The 19,313-nt window shown below is 65.1% G+C and carries 16 protein-coding genes; 2 read left to right on the top strand and 14 right to left on the bottom strand.

Features of this window, described 5'->3' with window-relative positions; translation table 11 throughout:
• Position 1: 1 nt before the first annotated feature.
• The 7 genes from O1W71_RS14870 to O1W71_RS14840 all read right to left on the bottom strand — a co-directional run bounded on the left by O1W71_RS14870 (position 2) and on the right by O1W71_RS14840 (position 8,716).
• On the bottom strand, positions 2–2,779 hold the full coding sequence (locus O1W71_RS14870; protein WP_269268613.1) for a DUF1156 domain-containing protein: 2,778 nt from the start codon (positions 2,777–2,779) through the stop codon (positions 2–4).
• Between the two features lie 44 nt (positions 2,780–2,823).
• Complete coding sequence (locus tag O1W71_RS14865) at positions 2,824–6,333, bottom strand: helicase-related protein (protein WP_269268612.1); 3,510 nt, start codon at positions 6,331–6,333, stop codon at positions 2,824–2,826.
• A 160-nt stretch (positions 6,334–6,493) separates the two neighbouring features.
• Positions 6,494–6,676 (bottom strand): helix-turn-helix domain-containing protein, encoded by a 183-nt coding sequence (locus O1W71_RS14860; protein WP_269268611.1) that lies wholly within the window; start codon positions 6,674–6,676, stop codon positions 6,494–6,496.
• A gap of 48 nt (positions 6,677–6,724) precedes the next feature.
• Positions 6,725–7,534: a hypothetical protein gene (locus O1W71_RS14855; RefSeq protein WP_269268610.1), complete on the bottom strand. Its 810-nt coding sequence runs from the start codon at positions 7,532–7,534 to the stop codon at positions 6,725–6,727.
• On the bottom strand, positions 7,527–7,934 hold the full coding sequence (locus O1W71_RS14850) for a hypothetical protein (RefSeq protein ID WP_269268609.1): 408 nt from the start codon (positions 7,932–7,934) through the stop codon (positions 7,527–7,529). Before O1W71_RS14850 ends, O1W71_RS14855 begins: the two co-directional genes overlap by 8 nt.
• Before the next feature lie 47 nt (positions 7,935–7,981).
• On the bottom strand, positions 7,982–8,362 hold the full coding sequence (locus tag O1W71_RS14845; RefSeq protein WP_269268608.1) for a hypothetical protein: 381 nt from the start codon (positions 8,360–8,362) through the stop codon (positions 7,982–7,984).
• 72 nt (positions 8,363–8,434) lie between these two features.
• Complete coding sequence (locus tag O1W71_RS14840) at positions 8,435–8,716, bottom strand: helix-turn-helix domain-containing protein (RefSeq protein WP_269268607.1); 282 nt, start codon at positions 8,714–8,716, stop codon at positions 8,435–8,437.
• A gap of 213 nt (positions 8,717–8,929) precedes the next feature.
• Between O1W71_RS14840 and O1W71_RS14835 the strand changes: the two genes are divergently transcribed.
• Positions 8,930–9,571, top strand: a complete 642-nt coding sequence (locus O1W71_RS14835) for an NYN domain-containing protein (protein WP_036295197.1) — start codon at positions 8,930–8,932, stop codon at positions 9,569–9,571.
• Between the two features lie 21 nt (positions 9,572–9,592).
• Here O1W71_RS14835 and O1W71_RS14830 read toward each other — a convergent pair whose 3' ends face one another.
• Complete coding sequence (locus O1W71_RS14830) at positions 9,593–10,009, bottom strand: hypothetical protein (protein ID WP_269268606.1); 417 nt, start codon at positions 10,007–10,009, stop codon at positions 9,593–9,595.
• A complete protein-coding gene (locus tag O1W71_RS14825) occupies positions 10,002–10,196 on the bottom strand; it encodes a hypothetical protein (RefSeq protein ID WP_269268605.1) in 195 nt (64 codons plus the stop codon). Before O1W71_RS14825 ends, O1W71_RS14830 begins: the two co-directional genes overlap by 8 nt.
• A 201-nt stretch (positions 10,197–10,397) precedes the next feature.
• Between O1W71_RS14825 and chrA the strand changes: the two genes are divergently transcribed.
• Entirely contained in the window at positions 10,398–11,606 is a 1,209-nt protein-coding gene (gene chrA / locus O1W71_RS14820; protein WP_269268604.1) for a chromate efflux transporter, read from the top strand.
• A gap of 23 nt (positions 11,607–11,629) precedes the next feature.
• Here the strand turns inward: chrA and istB are convergent, their stop codons facing one another.
• The 5 genes from istB to O1W71_RS14795 all read right to left on the bottom strand — a co-directional run bounded on the left by istB (position 11,630) and on the right by O1W71_RS14795 (position 19,310).
• Positions 11,630–12,433, bottom strand: coding sequence for an IS21-like element helper ATPase IstB (gene istB, locus O1W71_RS14815; protein ID WP_269268603.1), 804 nt, complete (start codon positions 12,431–12,433; stop codon positions 11,630–11,632).
• The gene (gene istA, locus O1W71_RS14810) at positions 12,430–14,082 is read right to left on the bottom strand and encodes an IS21 family transposase (RefSeq protein WP_269268602.1); all 1,653 of its coding nucleotides are present in this window, start codon (positions 14,080–14,082) and stop codon (positions 12,430–12,432) included. The genes istB and istA overlap by 4 nt, the downstream gene beginning before the upstream one ends.
• A gap of 142 nt (positions 14,083–14,224) precedes the next feature.
• Positions 14,225–16,087: a hypothetical protein gene (locus O1W71_RS14805; RefSeq protein ID WP_269268601.1), complete on the bottom strand. Its 1,863-nt coding sequence runs from the start codon at positions 16,085–16,087 to the stop codon at positions 14,225–14,227.
• Complete coding sequence (locus tag O1W71_RS14800; RefSeq protein WP_269268600.1) at positions 16,084–17,898, bottom strand: hypothetical protein; 1,815 nt, start codon at positions 17,896–17,898, stop codon at positions 16,084–16,086. The genes O1W71_RS14805 and O1W71_RS14800 overlap by 4 nt, the downstream gene beginning before the upstream one ends.
• Positions 17,895–19,310 carry a tyrosine-type recombinase/integrase gene (locus O1W71_RS14795; RefSeq protein ID WP_269268599.1) on the bottom strand — a complete coding sequence of 472 codons (1,416 nt, stop codon included), beginning with the start codon at positions 19,308–19,310 and terminating at the stop codon, positions 17,895–17,897. Before O1W71_RS14795 ends, O1W71_RS14800 begins: the two co-directional genes overlap by 4 nt.
• Positions 19,311–19,313 lie beyond the last annotated feature (3 nt).

Raw genomic sequence — 19,313 nt, 5'->3', positions numbered from 1 at the left:
CTCAGTCCCCATCCTCATCGAAGTCGAACGCCTGCTGAACGGCCCGCGGTGATCCAGCGTGCTTCCTCGCCTGCTCGTTTACGTCACTCCACGCACTCACCAACCCATTGAAGAGGATGGCGTCTTTGGTGTCGCGCTTCTTCTCCGCCTCACGGAACAGCCACAGACCCAACTGCTTCACAGCGTCGAGGTTGACGCGCGTCTGCACTGCGGGCAAGAGTTGGGCGACCTTGTCGACGCCCTCTTTCGACATCACGGCTGCGAGCCGAACAGTTGCTTCCCAGACGCTGACGCGCTCGTCAGACGATACGTCCCAGTCGCCTTCGAGTGCTGTTGGCGAGAAGAGCCTGGCCTTCCCTCCCTTAGCTTCGAAGATTCCGCCCCTTTCAAGAGCTCCCAACGAAGTTCCGGCGGACTGAGCCATCGCGATCGCAGTGCCGGACCCTTCCGCTCCCCACCCGAACTGTCGGTACCACTTCGCAGCAAACCGAGAGTCTGGGTCAGAGTCCGACAGCTCGTCGACGACCTCATCGAGTGTCGAGTTGATTAGCTCGAGGGCGTCCCGGACTGTCATGTCCGTCCCGTCTGCCTCCCGAACCCGCGAGTAGCGTGAGAACACGGCAATGCCAGGTCCGATGGCGGCCTGATCGAGATCGACGGCTGCGATTGAGCCTTGGATGAGGGTGCGCAACGCTTCTGGCAACTCGGCGCGTAGCGCAGCGACAAACGCGCGACGCGTGGTTGTCGGTGCCCCCTCCTTTCGTGGCCTGCAGGCGAGCACGATCGATGACGCGAGAGCGTTGGTGCCAACGCTGATCATCCGGCCGCCGCGCTCGCTTCGCATTGGCCAGGTGGCTGTGATCTCCCACCCAGCGTCGATCAGGCCACCAAGCAGGGTGTGCCACCCTGTCGAAGAGGTGCCAGCGTCTCGGGTGTCCTGCTGTTTATACGCGTAGTACACAGTCAGCGGGATCGATAGGTTTGCCGTCTCGCGGATATGGCGGAACACCGAGTTGAAACCCGCGACGAAGAATTCCTCGGCGCCATGGCGGCCGCCATGGCGATAGGGGTTCGCAACGAGCTCTTCGTTTTTGGGAGTGAGCATCGTCGCGACGGTCTCTGACTGAATCGACCCCAGCGATCGACGTAGCCAGATGTAGAAGAAGTCCGACAGATCGGAGTACCCGATGTTGTCGTAGTACGGCGGGTCGGTAGAAATCGCGAGTGAGGAATAGTCCCGAGCCATCGCGTTCGCCTGGATTGCTTGACCCCGAGAGCCGGTAGGTAGTCGCTCGATCGCTCTCGCGGCAGTGTCCACAGAGACCCCGACGTCACCAGCGGCACCGGCGAACGGGTTGACTTCGACGTAGTCCCATGCCATCGGAACTGCCTGACGTGCGAACAGATTGCGTGCCTGATCTCTGCTGTTCGACCACGTCACCAGGCTGTTAGTCAGATCTGCTGTCCGGCTAACTGCCAGGGCGAGGTATGTTGCGATGGCGTCGGCGATCGCTTCAGCACCGTCGCCACCGTCCTCGAGCCGCGTTCCTCGGGAACGCCCTGCAGCGACTGCGTCACCCAGTGCCTTTTCGCGAGTCTCTTCGACTAGATCGCACAAGGTGGTGAGTGCTACCAATTGACGATTCGTGTAGAGATCCGACCAGAGCTTGAAGCCATAGGCCTGGACGCGAAAGCTCGGCGCTACAGCCGGTAGTTCGGCGATAGGTGCGTCAATAGGCCGCTCGACGCGCGCCGCGTCGATCTGGCCATCGCTGGGAGACATGTAGAGCCGTCCGCGCGCGCCCTCGCATACGACCGCAATGAGGTGAGTCCCCATGCGACCAGCCTTGGCCTCCGCTCTGATGTACTTGAAGTCGATGGGTGTCCCGTCCGCGATCGACACTGCACCTTGACGGCCCACGGTGCCGTCCTCATCCGCACTTGGGCCTTCCGCGTCGTGGCGCACTTCGTAGTGAACTGCTCCGTCGATGACCGAGGCCTGGATCCAGGCCTCGCTTCCCTTTTTCTTGCTCAGCCACCAGGAGCGAACGAGCGGTACGTCGATGGGGTTTGCAGGGTTGGGGCTCTTGACGGTGCGCGCCCACACCCACGCGATTGCCTTGTACTGGCTACCGCTCGCGCTCGTGACCTGTGGATAGAGCCCTCCTATCCGTCGCTCAGCTTCAGCACGCATCCACTCGCCATAGGCGCGGACATCCTCGGCGAGTCCTTCGGCCCCGTTCCAACCGTTACGGGTGTCCGCTCGGCCCGGGTAGATCGGCGCGAGGTCGGTGAACCGCGGCGCGATCTCGATCAGTGCTTTATTGATCAGGACCGCGAGCGGGTTGAGGTCGCTCGCATGCGCCTCGAGTCCGAGACGCTGAGCTTCCAGTGGAATCGCTCCGCCGCCGGCAAATGGGTCGAGGACGGCTGGAAGCTCACCGTTGTTGCTTTTTCGGATCTCGGCGCGTGCCTGACTGAGTAGCGCCTCGTCATTGCTGTTCTCCCAGACAACCAGCTGCTCGAGAAGCCGGTGAAGACGAGCGCGCTCGGCATCCTGCTCCTCAACGGTAGGGAACTCCTCAGGCCGCGATGCCGGGTCATCCACAAGCTGTGCAAACAGAACAGCGCGTGCTGCCGCCAGTGGCCGGCGCGCCCAGTACAGGTGCAGGGTAGAAGGGTGTCCATGCCGGATGGACTTCTCTCGCGACGCCTCGGCGTTGATCGCTTCGAGCGGCAGAGACGTCTCGATGAGCTTCTTCTTGGGTGTCGCGTTCACTGATGCATCTCTCGTGGGTCGGGTCGTCGTCTCGCTCGGGTTCGTCATCGGGGCGGTCCTCCCCGGTCCCAGTAGTCGCGCCACTCCTCGTTGTATGAACGGGTTGTCGCGGAAGGCTCGATGTGGGTGAACGCGTCGAGGACGTAGCGGAGACGATCCCGCTCCTCGCCGTCCGGCGAGACGAGGACAAGCGCGAGCCGGTGACGATCGCCCTGCGTCTGCGCGAAGGTGACCTCGTTCGTCGTGATGGTGAACGTGTCGGACCCCTCGATCCGCCCCTTCACCTCGATGTAATGAATGCGCCCGTCTGGATCGAAGGACTGGATGTCGTAGCCGGGGTTGTTGCGGGCCATCTCGCGTGGCGTGCGGCCGAGTGCACGTTCAGCGGCAAGGACGGACTCGACCGCTCGGCGTTCGACGAGTTCGGTCGCGCGCGCGAAGAGCTGGGGCGCAGCATCCTCGTCGTCAGTCGAAAGCCGCTGGCTCGGCACGACGAGCGCTGATCCACGGACGACCGCGGGCAACGCGACGAGTTGCGTGCTCTCGTCGAGCGCGCGGAGCCGCTTCTCGAGTCGTTCGTCGAGCTGTCGCGCTCGTTGGAGCGCGGCCTCTGCGCGGATGCGGCCAATGGTGCCGGCGCGTTCGAGAGCTTCTAGGCGGTTGTGCTCGCGATCCCAATGGTTGATCTCGGCGAGCAGTCGCTCCTTGACCTGCACACGGGTGCGGTCGACGTCCACCGCGATCCGCGCACTGAGCTCCTCCATACGGGGGGCGAGTCCGTCGCGGTATGCCCACGCGCGGATGGACCGTTCGTGATCGCTGCTCGACCATTCGGTGTCAAGGACCGCCGCGATTGCATCGGCCTCGGCGGCGTCTGGTGCGTCGTAGTCGAGGTAGGGAGGCGCGGCTGCCAACGTCACATCGCCTGCGGTGTCGAGGACGGGGTAGTCGAAGTGGTGCGACACGGTGTCGGCGTCGGGGGTGGCGTTCTGGATGCGCTGCTCGACCGCGTACAGCAGCGCAGTGTGCTCGGATTGCTGTTCGCGTCGGTCGACGAACACCGTTCCGCGCTTGAGTACCGGCCCCAGGTCTTCGATGGTGAGGTCTATGACCGCTTGCAGCAGCGGGTGGCCGGGGGCGAGGAGTGCCGCCTGAGTCTGATTCTCAGGGCGAACGAGTGCGGTCTCGAACGTAACTCGTTCGTACCGTTCCGGCACGGGCGCCCACCTGTTGAGCCTGCGGGCCATGTCGATGACGCGCTGCGGTACCCGCGTGATCTCGTATCGGCCCTTCTCGCGCCGGCGGATGCGACCGCCGAGGCGTTCGAAGGCCGGGATGAAGAATGCGGCGATGTAGCCGGGCTGCAGGCGTCGCTCGCGCGCCTTCTCCATCCGCCCGCGGATCTCTTCGAGGTTGAGTGAGGAGTACATCTCGGGATGCAGCGCACGTTCGGCGACCATGGTGTCTAGCCCGTGGGCGACGCTCGCGTCGATGACGCGGTCGAGCTCGGCCTTGCGTTCGGGCTCGTCGCCGTACCGAATCGCCTCGATCAGCAGTTCGCGGAGCGACTTCTCCTGGAAGGCATCCGCGTCGCCGAGCACGTTGAAGAGGTTGCCGTTGTACGCGATCGACATCTGGTCGATCTTCGACAGCAACCGAGCGAATACGTCGCCTTCGCGGGTGTCTTTCGCGACCATGTTCCACAGGTGGCACACCTCGCGCTGGCCGATGCGGTGGATGCGTCCGAAGCGCTGCTCGATGCGGTTCGGGTTCCACGGCAGGTCGTAGTTGACCATGAGGTGCGCACGCTGCAGGTTGAGGCCCTCACCCGCGGCATCCGTCGCCAGGAGAACCACGGTGTTGCGGTCGTACGTGAACTGCTCGCGCGCCGCTTTTCGGTCTTCGCGGCGGGTGCCACCGTGGATAGTGATGACCGACTCGGGCCGGCCCAGTTGCGTGGTGATCTTCTGCCGCAGGTAGTCGAGGGTGTCCTTGTGTTCGGTGAAGATGATGATCTTGCGCGGCTCGCCCGAGTCGCCGTGGACGAGGAGCTGGTCGTCGAGGATGGTGCGCAGCTGCACCCACTTCTTGTCGTCGTCGAGGAGCCTTACGCGGCGTGCGACGCGGATGAGGTCTTCGAGGATCACGATCTCCGCGCGGAGTTCGCCGATCGACTCGGCGGCGGTGGCGAGATCGACGACCTCGTCGACACGGGCTTCGAACTGGGCGCGTTCTTCTTCCGCGACCTCTTCATCGAGATCATCGAACTCGTCGGGGTTGAAGCTTGGCGCCGAAGAGGAGGTGTCCTCGAAGTCGAGTGCGACACGGCCGGTCGACCACTCCTCGATCGTTGCTGTCATGGAGGTGCTGTAGCGGGCCTCGTCGGTCGCGCGCTGCCATTCCCGCAGACGTGTTTCGAGTCGCACTTGGCGTCGCTCGAGTGATCGGAGGATGGCTTCGGGGCTCGAGGCGAGGCGCCGCTGCAGAACGGTGAGCGCGAATCCCACGTTGTTGCCGCGCTTCTTGTCTCCTGCCTGCGCGAGGCGTTCCGCGCGACCCATCTCGGTGCGGACGTAGCCGGTGACCAGCTCGTACAGCTCGCGTTCCGGGTCGCTGAGCTCGTACTCGACCGTGTAGGCGCGCCGCTCGGGGAACAGAGGCTTGCCCTCGAAGGTGAGGAGCTCTTCCTTTACCATGCGCCGCATCAGTCCGCGGGTGTCAGTGCGGTGTACGCCGGCGCGGAACTGGCCCTCGAACCGGTCGCGGTCCAGCAGCGACATGAACAGCTGGAAGTCTTCCTCTTTGCCGGCGTGCGGAGTCGCGGTCATGAGGAGGAAGTTGTGCGCGGTCTCGGCGAGCAGCCGACCGAGCCGGAACCGCTTCGTCTCGTCTACCTGACCGGCCCACGATGAGTAGTGCGCGGACATGCGATGCGCCTCGTCGACCACGACGGCGTCCCAGGTGACGTCGGAGAGCTGCTCGATCAGGTCGTCGCTGCGGGAGAGCTGGTCCATTCGTGCGATGAGGAACGGGTGCTCGGCGAACACGTTGCGGCCTTGCGCGTCGTCGACCATCTGGCGGTTGAAGATCTCGAACGAGAGATCGAACTTCTGCGACAGCTCTTCCCGCCACTGCTCGACAAGACCGCCGGGGGCAACGATCAGTGCCCGTTCGCAGTCGGCGCGGAGGATGAGCTCCTTGAGGTAGAGGCCGGCCATGATCGTCTTGCCAGCGCCGGGATCGTCGGCAAGCAGGAACCGCAGCGGGATTCGCGGGAGGAGTTCCTCGTACACGGCGCGGATCTGATGCGGCAGCGGGTCGACGTCCGAGCTGTTTACCGCCGCCATTGGGTCATAGAGGGCGGCGTACTTGATTCGGAGCGCTTCGGCCGCGAGCCGGAACTCATCCGGGTCGCCGTCGAACGCGGGGGCGTTGCCGAGTTCGGTGACCAGTTCGAGCTTGCCGGCATCCGTGTCGGTGATCGTGCGTTCGCCGGTGCGGCCGGAGTCGTCGCGGAAGAAGATCTCGACGAGCGCATCGTCCAGCGGTGTCACGCCAACGAGAGTCACCGGCTGCCCGGGCAGGACGCCGCGCAGGCGTTGCCCAGCGCGCAACGAGGCGAGTGTCACCGCAGGTGCGTCCACGTGGTTCCTCCCCTGGAAAATGGCAAGTCGATCAGGATACGTCGAGCCGCCGACATTGCGGCTGGCTGGGTCAGTCCGGCGATCCGGCATCCCCCTTGCGTACCCAGTCGTCGACCTCGCTCGCCTGGAACTTCCATAGGCGCCCGACCTTGTGCGCCGGCATGCCCTTGTCGGAGATCCAGGCGTAGACCGTGTCTTTGGTCACGCCCAAGTGCTCAGCGATGTCGTCGGCAGAGAGCCACGGCTCTGACATTCACGCCCCCATGCGGATTGAGCCGGATTTTTCCGGGTATGGCCGATCCTATCGGGAACCCTGACCGTCGTCGCCTTTGACTTGCTCGACGTCGTCGACGGCGGCCAGCAGTTCTTCGAGGTGCATGTGAAGTTCGTCGAAGGCCTGCATGAAGAACATCAAGTCCATGCTCGATGGCGGAGTGTCGTCCAGGTCGGCGATGACTTCCCGTGCCTCGCGGACTGCGGTCTGCAGCCGTGTCTCGATTCCAGGCATGCTGCGGATCCAGGCGTCGATCACGCTGAACGGGATCGGCGCGAAGTCGTGTGCGTCGACGCCCACGTGGAACTGATGGCCATTCGGGCCGTGGTCGCGCGCGTGGGTGTGTCCGTGGAGAAGTGGGATGCCGTCATCCCCGCGGGGGCGATGTGATGTGTGACGATCGGTGGGCTGGCTGTCGCCCGCGTAGGGATAGTGCGAGGCGATGATCCTGTACCCGTGGCGGGTTCCCTCGATGACCTCCGGGAGGATCTCCCAGCCCGCCGCTTCGTACATGGGCAGGAATCGCTCGATGGCTCTCTTCGACTGCGTCGCGGGCGAGACGCGGTCGTGGTTGCCGGGGACGAGAAGTCGGCGTCCGTGCAGGTGTGCGGTGAGCGGAAGGGATTCAGCGATCGCTCCGAGCGCGAGATCTCCCAGGTGCAGCACGACGGAGTCAGGAGCGACAACGTCGTTCCACCGGCCAATCAGCGCGGCATCCATCTCCGCGACGGTTGAGAAGGGACGGTCGGCGAGCTCGCTGATGCGGGCATGGCTGAAGTGGGTGTCAGAGGTCACGAAGTCGACTTGATTGAAGTCGAACCACGGGTACTCACGCATCGTGAGGATCCGGGGCGTCGGGGTCCATTTCGAAGGCGCGAAGCAGCGTTCGTTCGAGGTCGCTGACCGACTCCGGCGGCATCCCAGCGATCTCGTCACGCAGCTGACCGAGAGCGGCCTCGATTGCGGTCCGATGCTCGTCGCGCCAGGCGCGAACGCTCGGATCGCGGAGGACTCCGTCGTCACGACTGCCCGGATAGTCGAGCAGGAGCTCGGTCTCGATCGCCGACGCCATTGCGCGTGCATCGACTGCGCTGGTCATGCGGAGAATCGAGAGGTGGGTCGCGGCATCCGAGCCCGACACCTCGACGAGGTAGCGCTGGATATCGCCATCCTCGCCGTGCGTGGTCGCGACGAGCGAGACCGTGACCGTACGGCCTGCGATTGAGATCTCGCGCATGCTTCCTCCTCGACGTAGAACCGGCCAACCTATCAGGCGGTGATGGATCAGTCAGTCTCCGGCTCGGGATAGATTCGTCCCGGCCGTACGACGTCGTCGTGTCCGGGGATGAAGGCGATCGCGCCCAGTCGGGTCCAGTAGCTGATCAGCCAGCGTTGGATGAGCTCGGTCTGTTCACGGCGTTCGAGGAGTGTCCGTCCCGAGTCTTCGATGACGTCGTCCCACGCGATGCTCGTGAACATCGCGTTCAAGAGTTCGGTGCACGACGGCCCAGTGCCATGTGTGTCCCACCATGCGATCGTCAACCTGCCGGCTTGGGCTGCGGTGCTGGATCCGGCGGGCTCCTCGATCGTTCCGATCAGGGCGGTGAGGTAGGGATCTTCCACCGCCATGACGAACGACTCCTGGTTGAGTTCCGCAGCGCCCATACAGTGCAGAATGCCATACAGATTAGGCCTCTCTTGGTAGTCGCGGACTGTCACCCGCAACGCAGAAGGGCTTCAGCGGATCGTGAGGTCGGGCGTCGCGCTGGGCAAGAGGTCCGTGAGCTGAACGTCGAGCACCTGAGCTACCGCCAGCAGAGTCTTGACGGTCGGATTCGCGGGAGTTCCGGGCTTCGACTCGCCCTTCTCGAGCTTCTGGTACGTGTAGCGGCTCAGGTTGGACTCGTACGCCACACGGTCCTGGCTGTACCCGACACGCGCTCGCTCCCGCTGGATGTTCTGGCCGAGCTCGCGAGCGTAGTGGTCCCACGCATCAGGCGAGGTCGCGGGAGAAGGCACCCCTCAAGCGTCACGATTAGGCCTCTGCAGTAAGGCCTAATCTGTATGGCAATCTCGATGGCTCGATGACCCGGCTCGGACACAAAGACGCCCTCCACGAGGGAGGGCGTCGGGCCACGGTTGGGATGAACAACCGGGCGGGGTGTATCCACACTATACACACGATCGCTGGTAGGAAGGTGATCACCTCGTGCACCGATATGGAGTCGTCTGTTGTCAGCCTCACCCGTTCCTGGACCACCGCACGAGCGCCTCATCGTCTACATCGACGGCTTCAACTTCTATCACGGCATGCACGACAAGTTCGGACGCTCCACGCTCTGGATCGACTTCGTCGCACTCGCGCAGAGCCTGCGTCCACGCAGCCACATCGTCGCGGTGAAGTACTTCACCGCACCTGTGCTGGGCGATGCGGGCGCGGCCAGTCGTCAGGCCTACCATCAGGCAGCCGTCGCCGCGCGTCACACCAACGTCTTCAGCGTCACGCAGGGCCGATATCAAGCGAAGACCGTGACGTGCTTCAACTGTCGCGCAACGCGTACGGTGCACGAGGAGAAGGAGACCGACGTCAACATCGCCGTTGCTCTTGTGGGCGACGCCGCTGCGAACGCGATGGACTCGGCACTGATCATCAGCGCCGACAGCGATCTTGCGCCCGCGGTCAGGGCGGCCAAACAGTTCCGCCCGCACATGTTCATCGGCGCCGCCTTCCCACCCAAGCGGTTCTCGAGCGAACTCAAGCAGCTGATGCCCGCGTCGTCGCAGATCGGTCGCGACAAGATCCGCCAGGCTCTTCTGCCCGAGAGCTTCACCGTCGGCGCGACCACGTACACACGACCTCCGAAGTGGCGATGATGCGAACGAGGTAGCCCCCCGTCACCTGCGGCGTGGGTCCGCATTCGGTCGCTTCATCGGAGTGATGTTGCGGCTCGGGTCGTCGCCACGCAGCAACTGGTTCTCGACGTGCAGCTCGGCGACGGCGGTTGCGGCGATCGTCAGCTGTGCTTCGAGGCTGCTCACTCGCTCGCGGAGCTCTTTGATCTGGGCTGCACGATCCGCCAGCGAGCTTCGCAACGACTCGATCTCGCGATCTCGCGGCTGGGACCCGTCGACGCGACGTGCCCACTCATCCATGACCTCAGTCGCGCGGTTCATGGTGGCGCGGCTGACGCCCGCTTCGCGATAGAGGTTCTCCTTGATGAGGCGTCCGTCGGTGCAGATCGCCGCGCCGGTGAGCAGGCGCTCCATCGCGTCGCGCAGTTTGCGTTCGGTCGCGGCAGTGATCTCAGGCATCCGTGAACTTCCTCGTGATGCGGCGAACGTCCTCAAGCTCTGTCTCGAGTTGTTCGCGATTGTGTGGTGCCATCTTGCGGTCGCGCAGCTTCGCGACGAGGTCGCGTTCCTCCGCGATCCAGATCGGCGCGTGCTCCTCGGTGACGACGGAATTGCCGCAGGCGGTGGGTTGGCAGCGATTAGGCATGACGCCTCCTGCGGCTGCTTCGGCGGGCAGCCCCGTCAAGCACGCCGCCTGCTCAGGTGACTATGTCAACTTGAATTGGCCCAGGGGTGTCGCTCTGATCTGGCCCAGGGCGTTGTCTCCTGGTCAGTATCCTGAGGTCGCGGCTTTCGCTCGGCGTGAGAGAGGGCTTTGAGTTCTTCACCCCGGGAACAGGATGTATTGATGACGCAGGCGTCGACGGTCACCGCTCGGAGCTCGGTGTGGGAGGTGTTCCTGGTTTTCCTGCGACTGGGAGCGACATCGTTCGGTGGGCCGGTCGCGCACTTGGGCTATTTCCGCACCGAGTTCGTGGAACGCCGGAAGTGGATGGACGATCGCGAGTACGCCGACCTGGTCGCGCTGTCGCAGTTCCTGCCCGGGCCCGCGTCCAGCCAGGTGGGGTTCGGTGTCGGGCTGTTGCGCGCCGGTGCTGGGGGTGCTGCCGCCGCGTTCGTGGGCTTCACCTTGCCCTCTGCGGTGTTGATGGTCGGTTTCGCGTATGGGGCGGCCTGGTTCGCTGGTCCGGTTGGCGACGGGCTGCTGACCGGTTTGAAGATCGTCGCGGTCGCGATCGTCGCCCAAGCGGTCTGGGGCATGGCGAGAACCCTCACCCCCGACAAGCCTCGCGCCGGGATCGCCGTGATCGCCCTGATCACCACCATGGTCCTGGTCGGGTCGGTCGGGCAGATCGCCGCGATCCTGATCGGCGCCACCGGTGGACTGATCTTCTGCCGTGCCGCCGTGGAGGCCCGGCCCGACATGCTTCACTTCCCGGTCCGACGAGCCGCGGGCATCGCCAGCCTGGTGGCGTTCGTCGCGCTGTTGATCGGCGGCCCGATCCTCGTCGCCTCGACCGGGGCCGGCGGGGTGGCGTTGTTCGACGCGTTCTATCGGGCTGGGGCGCTGGTGTTCGGCGGTGGGCATGTCGTGCTGCCGTTGCTGCAGGCAGGGGTGGTGGACCCCGGCTGGGTCACCGATGCGCAGTTCCTCGCCGGATACGGTGTCGCCCAAGCTGTCCCCGGGCCGTTGTTTACCTTCGCTGGATACCTCGGCGCGATCTCCGACATGGGCCCTGGCGGGACTTGGGGCGCGCTGATCGCCCTGGTCGCGGTGTTCCTGCCTGGGTTCTTGTTGCTGGTCGGGGTGTTGCCGTTCTGGAACACGTTCCGTCGCCGTGCGTGGGCGCAGGCGGTCATGCGGGGCGCGAACGCCGCCGTGGTCGGCATTCTCGCCGCCGCGCTCTACTCACCCGTTTTCACCACCGCCATCACCGGGCCTGGCCCGTTCGTCCTCGCAGTGATCTGCTTCGTGCTCCTGATCTCCTGGAAGCTGCCGCCGTGGGCGGTCGTGATCATCGGTGCCGCCGGGGGCGTGCTCATCGGACTGCTGTAAGACCGTCACGTTCCCGACCGCTGTCAGGCCGTAGCTGAGCGGGTGTGGGCGAGTCGGTAAGACTGGGTGCCGGTTTCGATGATGGTGCCGTTGAAGGTGAGTCGGTCGATGATCGCGGCGCAGAGCCTGGGGTCGGTGAAGGTGTCAGTCCAGCCGGAGAAGGACTGGTTCGATGCGATCGCGACGCTGTTCTTCTCCTCGCGTTCGGTGAGGACTTGGAAGAGGAGTTCGGCTCCGCGGCGGTCGAGTTCCATGTAGCCGAGCTCGTCGATGCAGAGCAAGTCGACGCGGCCGTAACGGGCGATGGTCCGCGCGAGCTGTTTCTCGTCGGCGGCTTCGACGAGTTCGTTCACGAGCTTCGTGGCGAGGGTGTATTTGACTCGGTAGCCCTTCTCCGCGGCCGCGGTGCCGAGCCCGATGAGGAGGTGGCTCTTGCCGGTGCCGGAGTCCCCGATGAGGCAGAGCGGGTCGCCGCGGCGGACCCAGTCGCCGGTGGCGAGGGTGTGGATCGTGGCGGCGTTGATGTTCGGGTTCGCGTCATAGTCGAAGTCCCCGAGCCATTTCTGCCGAGGGAAGCCGGCGGACGCGACTCTGCGGACGGTGGAGCGGCGGTCGCGGTCGTCGCATTCGGCGAGGAGCAGTTCGGCGAGGAATCCTTGGTAGGAGAGCTGCTCGTGTTCGGCGACGCGGATCGCTTCATCCATGACCGCGCGAATCGTGGGCAACCGGAGCCTCCTGCAGGCTTGGTCGACGGCGGCCGCAGCGGCTTCCTCGGTCATCCCGCGCTGGCGGCGCAGCGTCGTGGTCACGGTGGTTCTGGTGCTCATGTATCTGTCGTTCCTTCTCTTTCGGTGGTCTGGGCGCGGCGTCGCAGGAGCTGGTCGTATTGCGTGACGGTCGGCAACGGACGCCGGTCGGGTGGGAGTCCTGCGATCACCGCGGCGGGGTCGCGGAGGCGGCGCTGGGTGAGACTGATAACGCGTTGCTCACCGGTGTTCTCGTGAGCAACGGGATGTCGGTGCAACGTGGCCCCTCCTGCGTGCAGACGTGCTTCGACCGCGACGACGTCAGCGGTGACCGCGCCGACGCTGAGCGCTGCCCTGATCCCCGCGATCACGTCCGAAGTGCGCATGCTTCGATGCAGGAGCAGCACCTCAATGAGCTCCCTGGTGCCTGCGGCGTCGCCGTTGACCTTCCGCGTCTCCTGCCAGAACGCCTCATGCGCCGCGGTGAAGACCCCGGCCTGCCTGGCCGCAGCGAGAGCGGTGGACCCGGGTAGCGCGCCGGGCTTGTGACGGAGGACCTCGAGGTAGTGATCCAACACGATCGATTCCCCGCCGCGGGCGACGACCCGCTCATGACGGCAGGCCTCCTCGCGGCCATCGAAGATGACGACCTCCGAGGCGCGCAGCGAGACGCGGACCTGGCGTCCGATCAGCCGAGCGGGGACGGAGTACTTCGCCATCCGAACTGTGACCAGACCCGACCTGTCGACGCGCGGGTGCAGCACCAGCCCCGGATCGAAACGCTCGGTCGGCAACGGCCGCAGCAGCGGCTGCTCAACCTGGAAGTCGTCGCCGACCTTCGTGCGTCGCTGGTTTATGCGGCGATCCTCATCACGAACATCCCAGCGGCGGATCATGGCGTTCAGTTCGGCGAGAGTGTCGACCTCGGGCATCGGGGACAGCCAGGTGCGGCGGAACCGGCCGACCTCGCCCTCGACGCCGCCTTTCTCGTGCGCGCCGTCGATGCCGGGCTGGCAGTAAAACGCATCGAACCCGTAATGCGAACGGAACAGCACCCACCGGTCATTCTCGATCCGCGCCCGATCCCGGCCATGGAGCACCGCGGTGACCGCGGAGGTCAGGTTGTCGTATTTGATGTGCAGGGCCGGGACTCCGCCGATCTCCTCGAACGCGTCGATATGCCCTTCCAGGAACGCTTCCTGCGACTGTGTCGAGTAGACCCGGTGGATCGCCTTCCCAGAGTGGGAGAGCCGGAACGTGAACATGTGGCACTTCGTCTTCACCCCGGCGAGGATCACCCAGACCTCACCGAAATCGACCTCGGCCTCCGCCCCGGGCGCGTGCAGCTGCGGGATGAATACCACCGGAACCCGACCCGCCTCGACCAGGATCTCCCGCCGGCGCTTGGCGACATAGTCGCGCACCGCGGCATACGAGACATCCGCCCCATGCTCGTCAAGCAAACGCGCGTGCATCCGGGTCGCGGTCATCCACTGCTTCTTCGGCGCGGTGAGGTTCTCCCGCAACCAGTCATCGATCACCGGCTTGAACAGCTCGAGCTTCGGAGCCCGCCGCTGAGGCGTCTTCCGCTCCGGCGGAACCGGGGACGCCAACGCCTGCCGGACCGTGCGCCTGTGCACCCGGAACCGTTTCGCCAACGCATTAACCGACAGGCCCTCGACCCGCGCAGCGCGCCGGATCTCCGAATACAACTCCACCCGCGACCCCAACTGGCCCTCCTCACTCGCAACGAATACGACTGAGGACCACGCTGACGGGGTTGGGCCAAATCAAACCGACATGAACACCCCGGCGCGTCGCAACATGGGCCAGATAAGACCGACGCCCCTGGGCCAAATCAGAGTGACAGAGTCACTCAGGGATGCCGAGGCAGTGGTTGACGGTTCCCCATCGGAGCGTGCTGAAGCGATCGCGCAGGAGCGCGCGCAGTGTGCGCTCGTCGCCGACCTTGACCTCGTTGCTTGCGACGGCCACGACCTTCTCGAGCCCGTCTCGGAAGCGCTGTGCGCCTGCGCCTGCGAGCCTCATCTCGTGGTCTTGGTGAGAAGACCAGGCGCCGACCAACCGTGACGCGACAGCTTCCTGAAGCTCATGCTCGAACTCCGCGGCCCACTCCGGCGTCTCGCTCGCGTACCCGGAGGTCGTGCCGTTCGCGACGGCGCGTCGCGCTGCGTGCTTGAGCTGGATGCCGAGGGCGATCTCGCCGTCTGGCTGTTGCGCGGTGATCACGGCCATCGTCCGCCGGAACATGTGCGGCGCAAGATGGAACGCGGGGATCGATTCGAGACCGGCATCCGCGGATTGACCATTGAGTTGAGAGATGAACTGCTTCAGCTCGCTGTGACGATCGAACCGACCTGCTCCGTCGTGCGCTCGATGTTCACGTCGAACAGAGCTGAAGACGTCGTCGCCGAGAGCAAGTCGTTCCGCGACGGCGATTGCTTGCGCAACGGGTTCGATGATCCACCAGTTGCGTCGCTGGGTCCCACGCCGACCCTTCCGGAGCTGGGAGGTGACGGCGGGCGCCCCGTACGAGGTGGTGAGCGCTCCCTTCTTGATGCTCAGCAGTTCCGAGTCGCGCATCATCGTGAGAGCCGCGCAGAAGACGTAGCACGCGTTGCGGAGGAGCTTCAGTTGGACTCGGATCGTCGCCGGGTCGAATCCGTCGATCCACGGACCGACGGATCCATCGGCGCGTTCGATCGCCGTCGCTTGCGTGGCGAGCCCACCGCGCGCGGTCGCGAGCGTGCCGGAGCCGATCGCGTCGACGATGTCCTGACGTCGGCGGAGGACGTCAGGACGGTCCAACTCGGAGAACATCTGTTTGCTGTGCCCATCGGAGACGAGCAAGGAAAGAAGTGTCCAGTGGATCTCGCCCTCGCGGAATCTGCCGTACGTCATCCGATGCAGGGGCACCCGATTTCCGGGCGTTACGATCCATCGCGCGAGCGTGTCCTCGGGGTGTCGTACCTTCACGCGCTCGGCTTTGGGGCGGTCGAGCGCCGACCATTCCGCGGCGGCCGCAAAGATGTCGTGCGAGAACACGTTGATGTACTGCCAACACGCCCGCAGGAGCGGCCACCACACCTGCGGTGGAATCACCGGCGTGCTCAGCTCGGCGCTGGACTTCTGCCCGCTGAGCGCGATCGTGTGGAGATCTCCCCATGGACGGAATGGGATGCCTCCGCCAGAGAGGACTGCCGCGTAGGTGTGCAGTTCGCGAACAGCATCGACTGCTTGTCGCGTTCTGGAGGGGATCCCCATCGTCTTGACCTCAGTGAGGAAGCCGTCGAGGTGCGACTGATGGAGATCACGGAGTGGAGTGTCAGGGAGGTTGTCGGCGTACCACGCGGCGAACCGCTTCATGCCCTCAAGCTTGGAACGGATCGTCTTCACATGGGCGGGCGTTGCTCGCAGATAGATCATCTGCCCGCGCAGCACGGGATGCACAGGGTTGAGAAGTGCCATTGCGAGTTCGCGAGCACGAAGGTTCCACTCACCGATGAACGAGTCGAACAACAGCACCGCGGAATGGCGGCCCGCAGCAGGGTTCCACCCCAGGGCGCTGAGGTCCCAGCGATCCTCATCTCCGAAGGAGGGGATGGGGAAGTCATGTTCGAGGTGTCGATCTGAGATGACCGCCGTGTCGCTCGCCCAGTAGTCGCTCGCGAACAGCGACACCGGCTCGGCAGAGTACTCGCGATCGACGCTCACAGGTGGACTCCTCTCTGGGTGAGCGGCACATGGACAGAGGCGGTCTCGCACGCCGTCCGCGCGTTCTCGATCTCCGTCGGGGAGAACTCGTGGAGGATGCGTTCGACGTTGACCAACTGCTGGCCGTGTACCGCCGCGAACTGGGCCGGGGGCATCTCGTTCTCGTGACCGCGGAGAATCTCTCTGTACGCGAGGACTCGCGGCAGGTGATCTGCGAACACGATCGCGTTCGGGCACGCGAAGCACATCGATGGCCGATGCTCGCAGAGCCGCCCCGCGGGCGTGAAGGGCGATTCGTACGGTGACGTGCACTGAGTCACGTTGATTCCCTGGTCGGTGGCGCTCGAGGCCAACTCGGCGGCTGCGGCAGCACCCAGGTCGCCTGCTGCGTCGTCGACGGTGCTGGCCGCAGCACGAACGAAGACCGGCCCTCGTACTCGATCGAACACCTGACTCTGCGCCGCGTTGACGGCGTTGCCGGCCAGAACATGCACGGTTGTCGACTGCGCGTAGTGGCGTTGGTAGACAGCGATGCTGTGGTCGTCTCCCGCCGCGGCGTCAGCGCTGCGGAGCACTGCTGCACGAACACTCTTCACTGTCTTGCGTAGCCGGCGGGAATCGTATGGCTTTGATATCTCGGGCGAGATCGACATCAGAAGCGACGTGAAGGGGCGGCGCGAGAATGACTCCTGGCGCGCGACGAGATGCCGGGACGCGGTGCGCTGCACGGTGATGAACAAGGCGTCCGCGTCGGAGCCGCCCACCTCCTTTGCCTCCTCCCGAGCTGCCTCGGTGACAGCGATCAGGCGAAGTATGAGATCCCCTGCTCTCCACCCGGTGCCGTCGCGAGACCCGGTGATCGCGCATCGCACGGTTCGAGTTCGGTGGGCTCGCGCCTTGTGGAGCCGTACGCGGACCGAGTCAGTCGTGTGCTCGATGTCTGTGAGTCGAACGCCCGACCACTCTTCCGGCGCCGCGCCGCTTTCCAGCTGGAGGAGCGTGCGGAACGCAACGAGGTCCTCGCTGGACGGATAGATGTGAGTCAGCAGCTGTCGCGTGATCTGGCCGGCATTGGCGCTGATCGGTGACTGTTCGAGCGCGAAGTCGTCGTGGAGGTCGCTGAGCACACCCGATGCGCACGCGCGGAGGACATCAGCCTCGATCGATGCTCCGGGACGTCGTCCGAGATGGCGAATGCCCCACAGGACATCGGCGCTTCGTTCCCATCCTGTGCTTCGGGGATCGGTTGCGTTGGCGAGCAGCCGACGTCCGACTGCCAGACGAGCTTCCAATTCGCGGATTCGGGCGCGGCAGGCGTTGCGAATCGCGAGTCGCTCCGCGTTCGAGAACTCATCGAGCGGTGTGGAGTCGCCGCCCTGGTGCAGCACGTGCGCTTGCGCCCAACGGAGCGTGGCGTCGCTGACGTCACGACCGTTCGCTGCGTGGACGCGGACGAGAGCGCGGATCTGTCTGCCGTACTTGTACGGGATCGCGCTCTCCGGCGGGTAGTTGCCGGCCAACGCGGATTCCCACGCGTGCAACGCGTCGATGAGGGCGAGTCCCGGTGTTGCGAGACTCACAGTTCGCGGGCAAGCGTCAGGTAGACCGCGCAGGAGGCTCATCAGCGCCCGGCGGTACTGATACGCGGTGCCGTCGGTGTGACCCATGGCTCGACGCATGTCGATCAGCGCATCCGCGAGCTCAGCCGCAAGGACGGCGTGTGCGAAGTCGAGCGGGGCGAGTGTTCCATCGACGTTCGCGGTCGGAAGAACGAACTGCATCTGCCGCGGGGTGAGGTCGATGTTCGTCACGCGACGTTCCGATCAGCGAGGACTGCGTCGGCGTATGTCATGCCCTCGTCGCTCCAGCTCTCGAATACGTCCTGGATGAGCGCATCGGTGTCCTCGATGTAGCGCAGGTAGACCATTGTCGTCGCCGGGTTCGAGTGCCCCAGCAGCCGCTGCACTGTAAGTCGCGGGTTGATGGCGATGTGTTCGGAGATCGTGGCTGGTCCCACGTTGCCTGCCCGTCGCTCCGCCTCGCGGGCCAGCGCCACATCGGTCAGCGATTTCAGGAGCACGACAGCGAAAGTGTGGCGCAGATCGTGCGGGGTGATCCGTGCACGGCGACCGCCCATCTCGTCCTGAGCGAGCCTCAGAGCACGGCCGCTTGCAGCCTCGAACGTCGCGTGCCATTGCCTGCGGCTGATCGGCAAACCGCCTCGACCGACGAACAGCCCCAGCGCCTCCAGCCCGTGGTCCCGCTCGATGACGGCAATTCGTCGCAGGTGCGGAGGCAGCTGGTGCAGCCGCCATCTCGATCGCCGCCCATTCACCCGGCCTCGCAGGACGCCTGCCGACACGTCGATCTCGTCGACGATGAAGAGCTCGGAGCGGCGTCGCCAGAGGGAGGCAGCTGACGCGCGGACGACTGCTCGGCGCTCCGTCTGCCGGTAGAGATCGACCGCCCGAAGCGTCGTGAGGGGGACGTGGACGCGTCGACGCTTCTGGTACTTCGCGCACGCCTCGAGCAAGACGGAGATGCCGGTGCCCGTCGGCGGCGGGACTTCAGCGTCGAGCAGTGTGGAGAACTCACCGAGGCGCATCCCCGTCGTCACGGCCAGCTGCGCGCCCGCCTTTGAACGCAGGCTCGTTGTGCCCCGCCAACTCTCGTCCAGATCGCCCGCGGCGGTTCGTCCGCCGAGACCGACGTCGAGGAACGTGCGCCACTGCGCCTGCGTCAGCGGCCGAATGTCGGGCTCGCTCCTCCAACGCATCCGGAGCGGCGACGACCTTCCGATGGTGATCCACGGTTCGCGCTGGATCTGCCCGGTCTGAGTGAGCAGCTGATAGATCCCGCGGATCACGACCACGTCGCGTCGCCACGTCGCCGGCGACACCGGGCGCTCGGAACCGCTCAGCCGCCATTCGCGGAACGCGACGATGTCGTCGCTCGACGCATGGATGACGTCGGTCTGTCGCGTGGCGAGGAACGACGCAAACCGCCTGGCGTCGTATGCGTACGCGCGAAGCGTCGCCGGGTCTGTCGACGCTGCGACGATCCGGAAGTACGTCAACCACGGCTCAACCGGCCGCCACCGATCGTCAAGAAGGATCGGCATCCCCGCGGGGAGCGAACGGGTGCGCGAGCAGATGTCTATGGCGCGCGCGTCGAAGTCGGCGGAGGGGGCGAGTTGGTGGTCGATGAAACGCAGATGCATCATGCT

Origin of the sequence: Microbacterium sp. H37-C3 (assembly GCF_027157935.1) — a bacterium.
GTDB lineage: Bacteria > Actinomycetota > Actinomycetes > Actinomycetales > Microbacteriaceae > Microbacterium > Microbacterium plantarum.
Note: the sequence above shows the minus strand (reverse complement) of the source record. Positions and strands in the feature narration are given on the sequence as shown.

What these genes read in the sequence shown, in the direction of transcription:
- O1W71_RS14860 (WP_269268611.1), bottom strand. Translation starts at nt 6,676, where the DNA reads ATGTCAGAGCCGTGGCTCTCTGCCGACGACATCGCTGAGCACTTGGGC.
- O1W71_RS14855 (WP_269268610.1), bottom strand. Translation starts at nt 7,534, where the DNA reads ATGCGTGAGTACCCGTGGTTCGACTTCAATCAAGTCGACTTCGTGACC.
- O1W71_RS14850 (WP_269268609.1), bottom strand. Translation starts at nt 7,934, where the DNA reads ATGCGCGAGATCTCAATCGCAGGCCGTACGGTCACGGTCTCGCTCGTC.
- O1W71_RS14845 (WP_269268608.1), bottom strand. Translation starts at nt 8,362, where the DNA reads ATGGGCGCTGCGGAACTCAACCAGGAGTCGTTCGTCATGGCGGTGGAA.
- O1W71_RS14830 (WP_269268606.1), bottom strand. Translation starts at nt 10,009, where the DNA reads ATGCCTGAGATCACTGCCGCGACCGAACGCAAACTGCGCGACGCGATG.
- O1W71_RS14825 (WP_269268605.1), bottom strand. Translation starts at nt 10,196, where the DNA reads ATGCCTAATCGCTGCCAACCCACCGCCTGCGGCAATTCCGTCGTCACC.
- chrA (WP_269268604.1), top strand. Translation starts at nt 10,398, where the DNA reads ATGACGCAGGCGTCGACGGTCACCGCTCGGAGCTCGGTGTGGGAGGTG.
- istB (WP_269268603.1), bottom strand. Translation starts at nt 12,433, where the DNA reads ATGAGCACCAGAACCACCGTGACCACGACGCTGCGCCGCCAGCGCGGG.
- O1W71_RS14795 (WP_269268599.1), bottom strand. Translation starts at nt 19,310, where the DNA reads ATGATGCATCTGCGTTTCATCGACCACCAACTCGCCCCCTCCGCCGAC.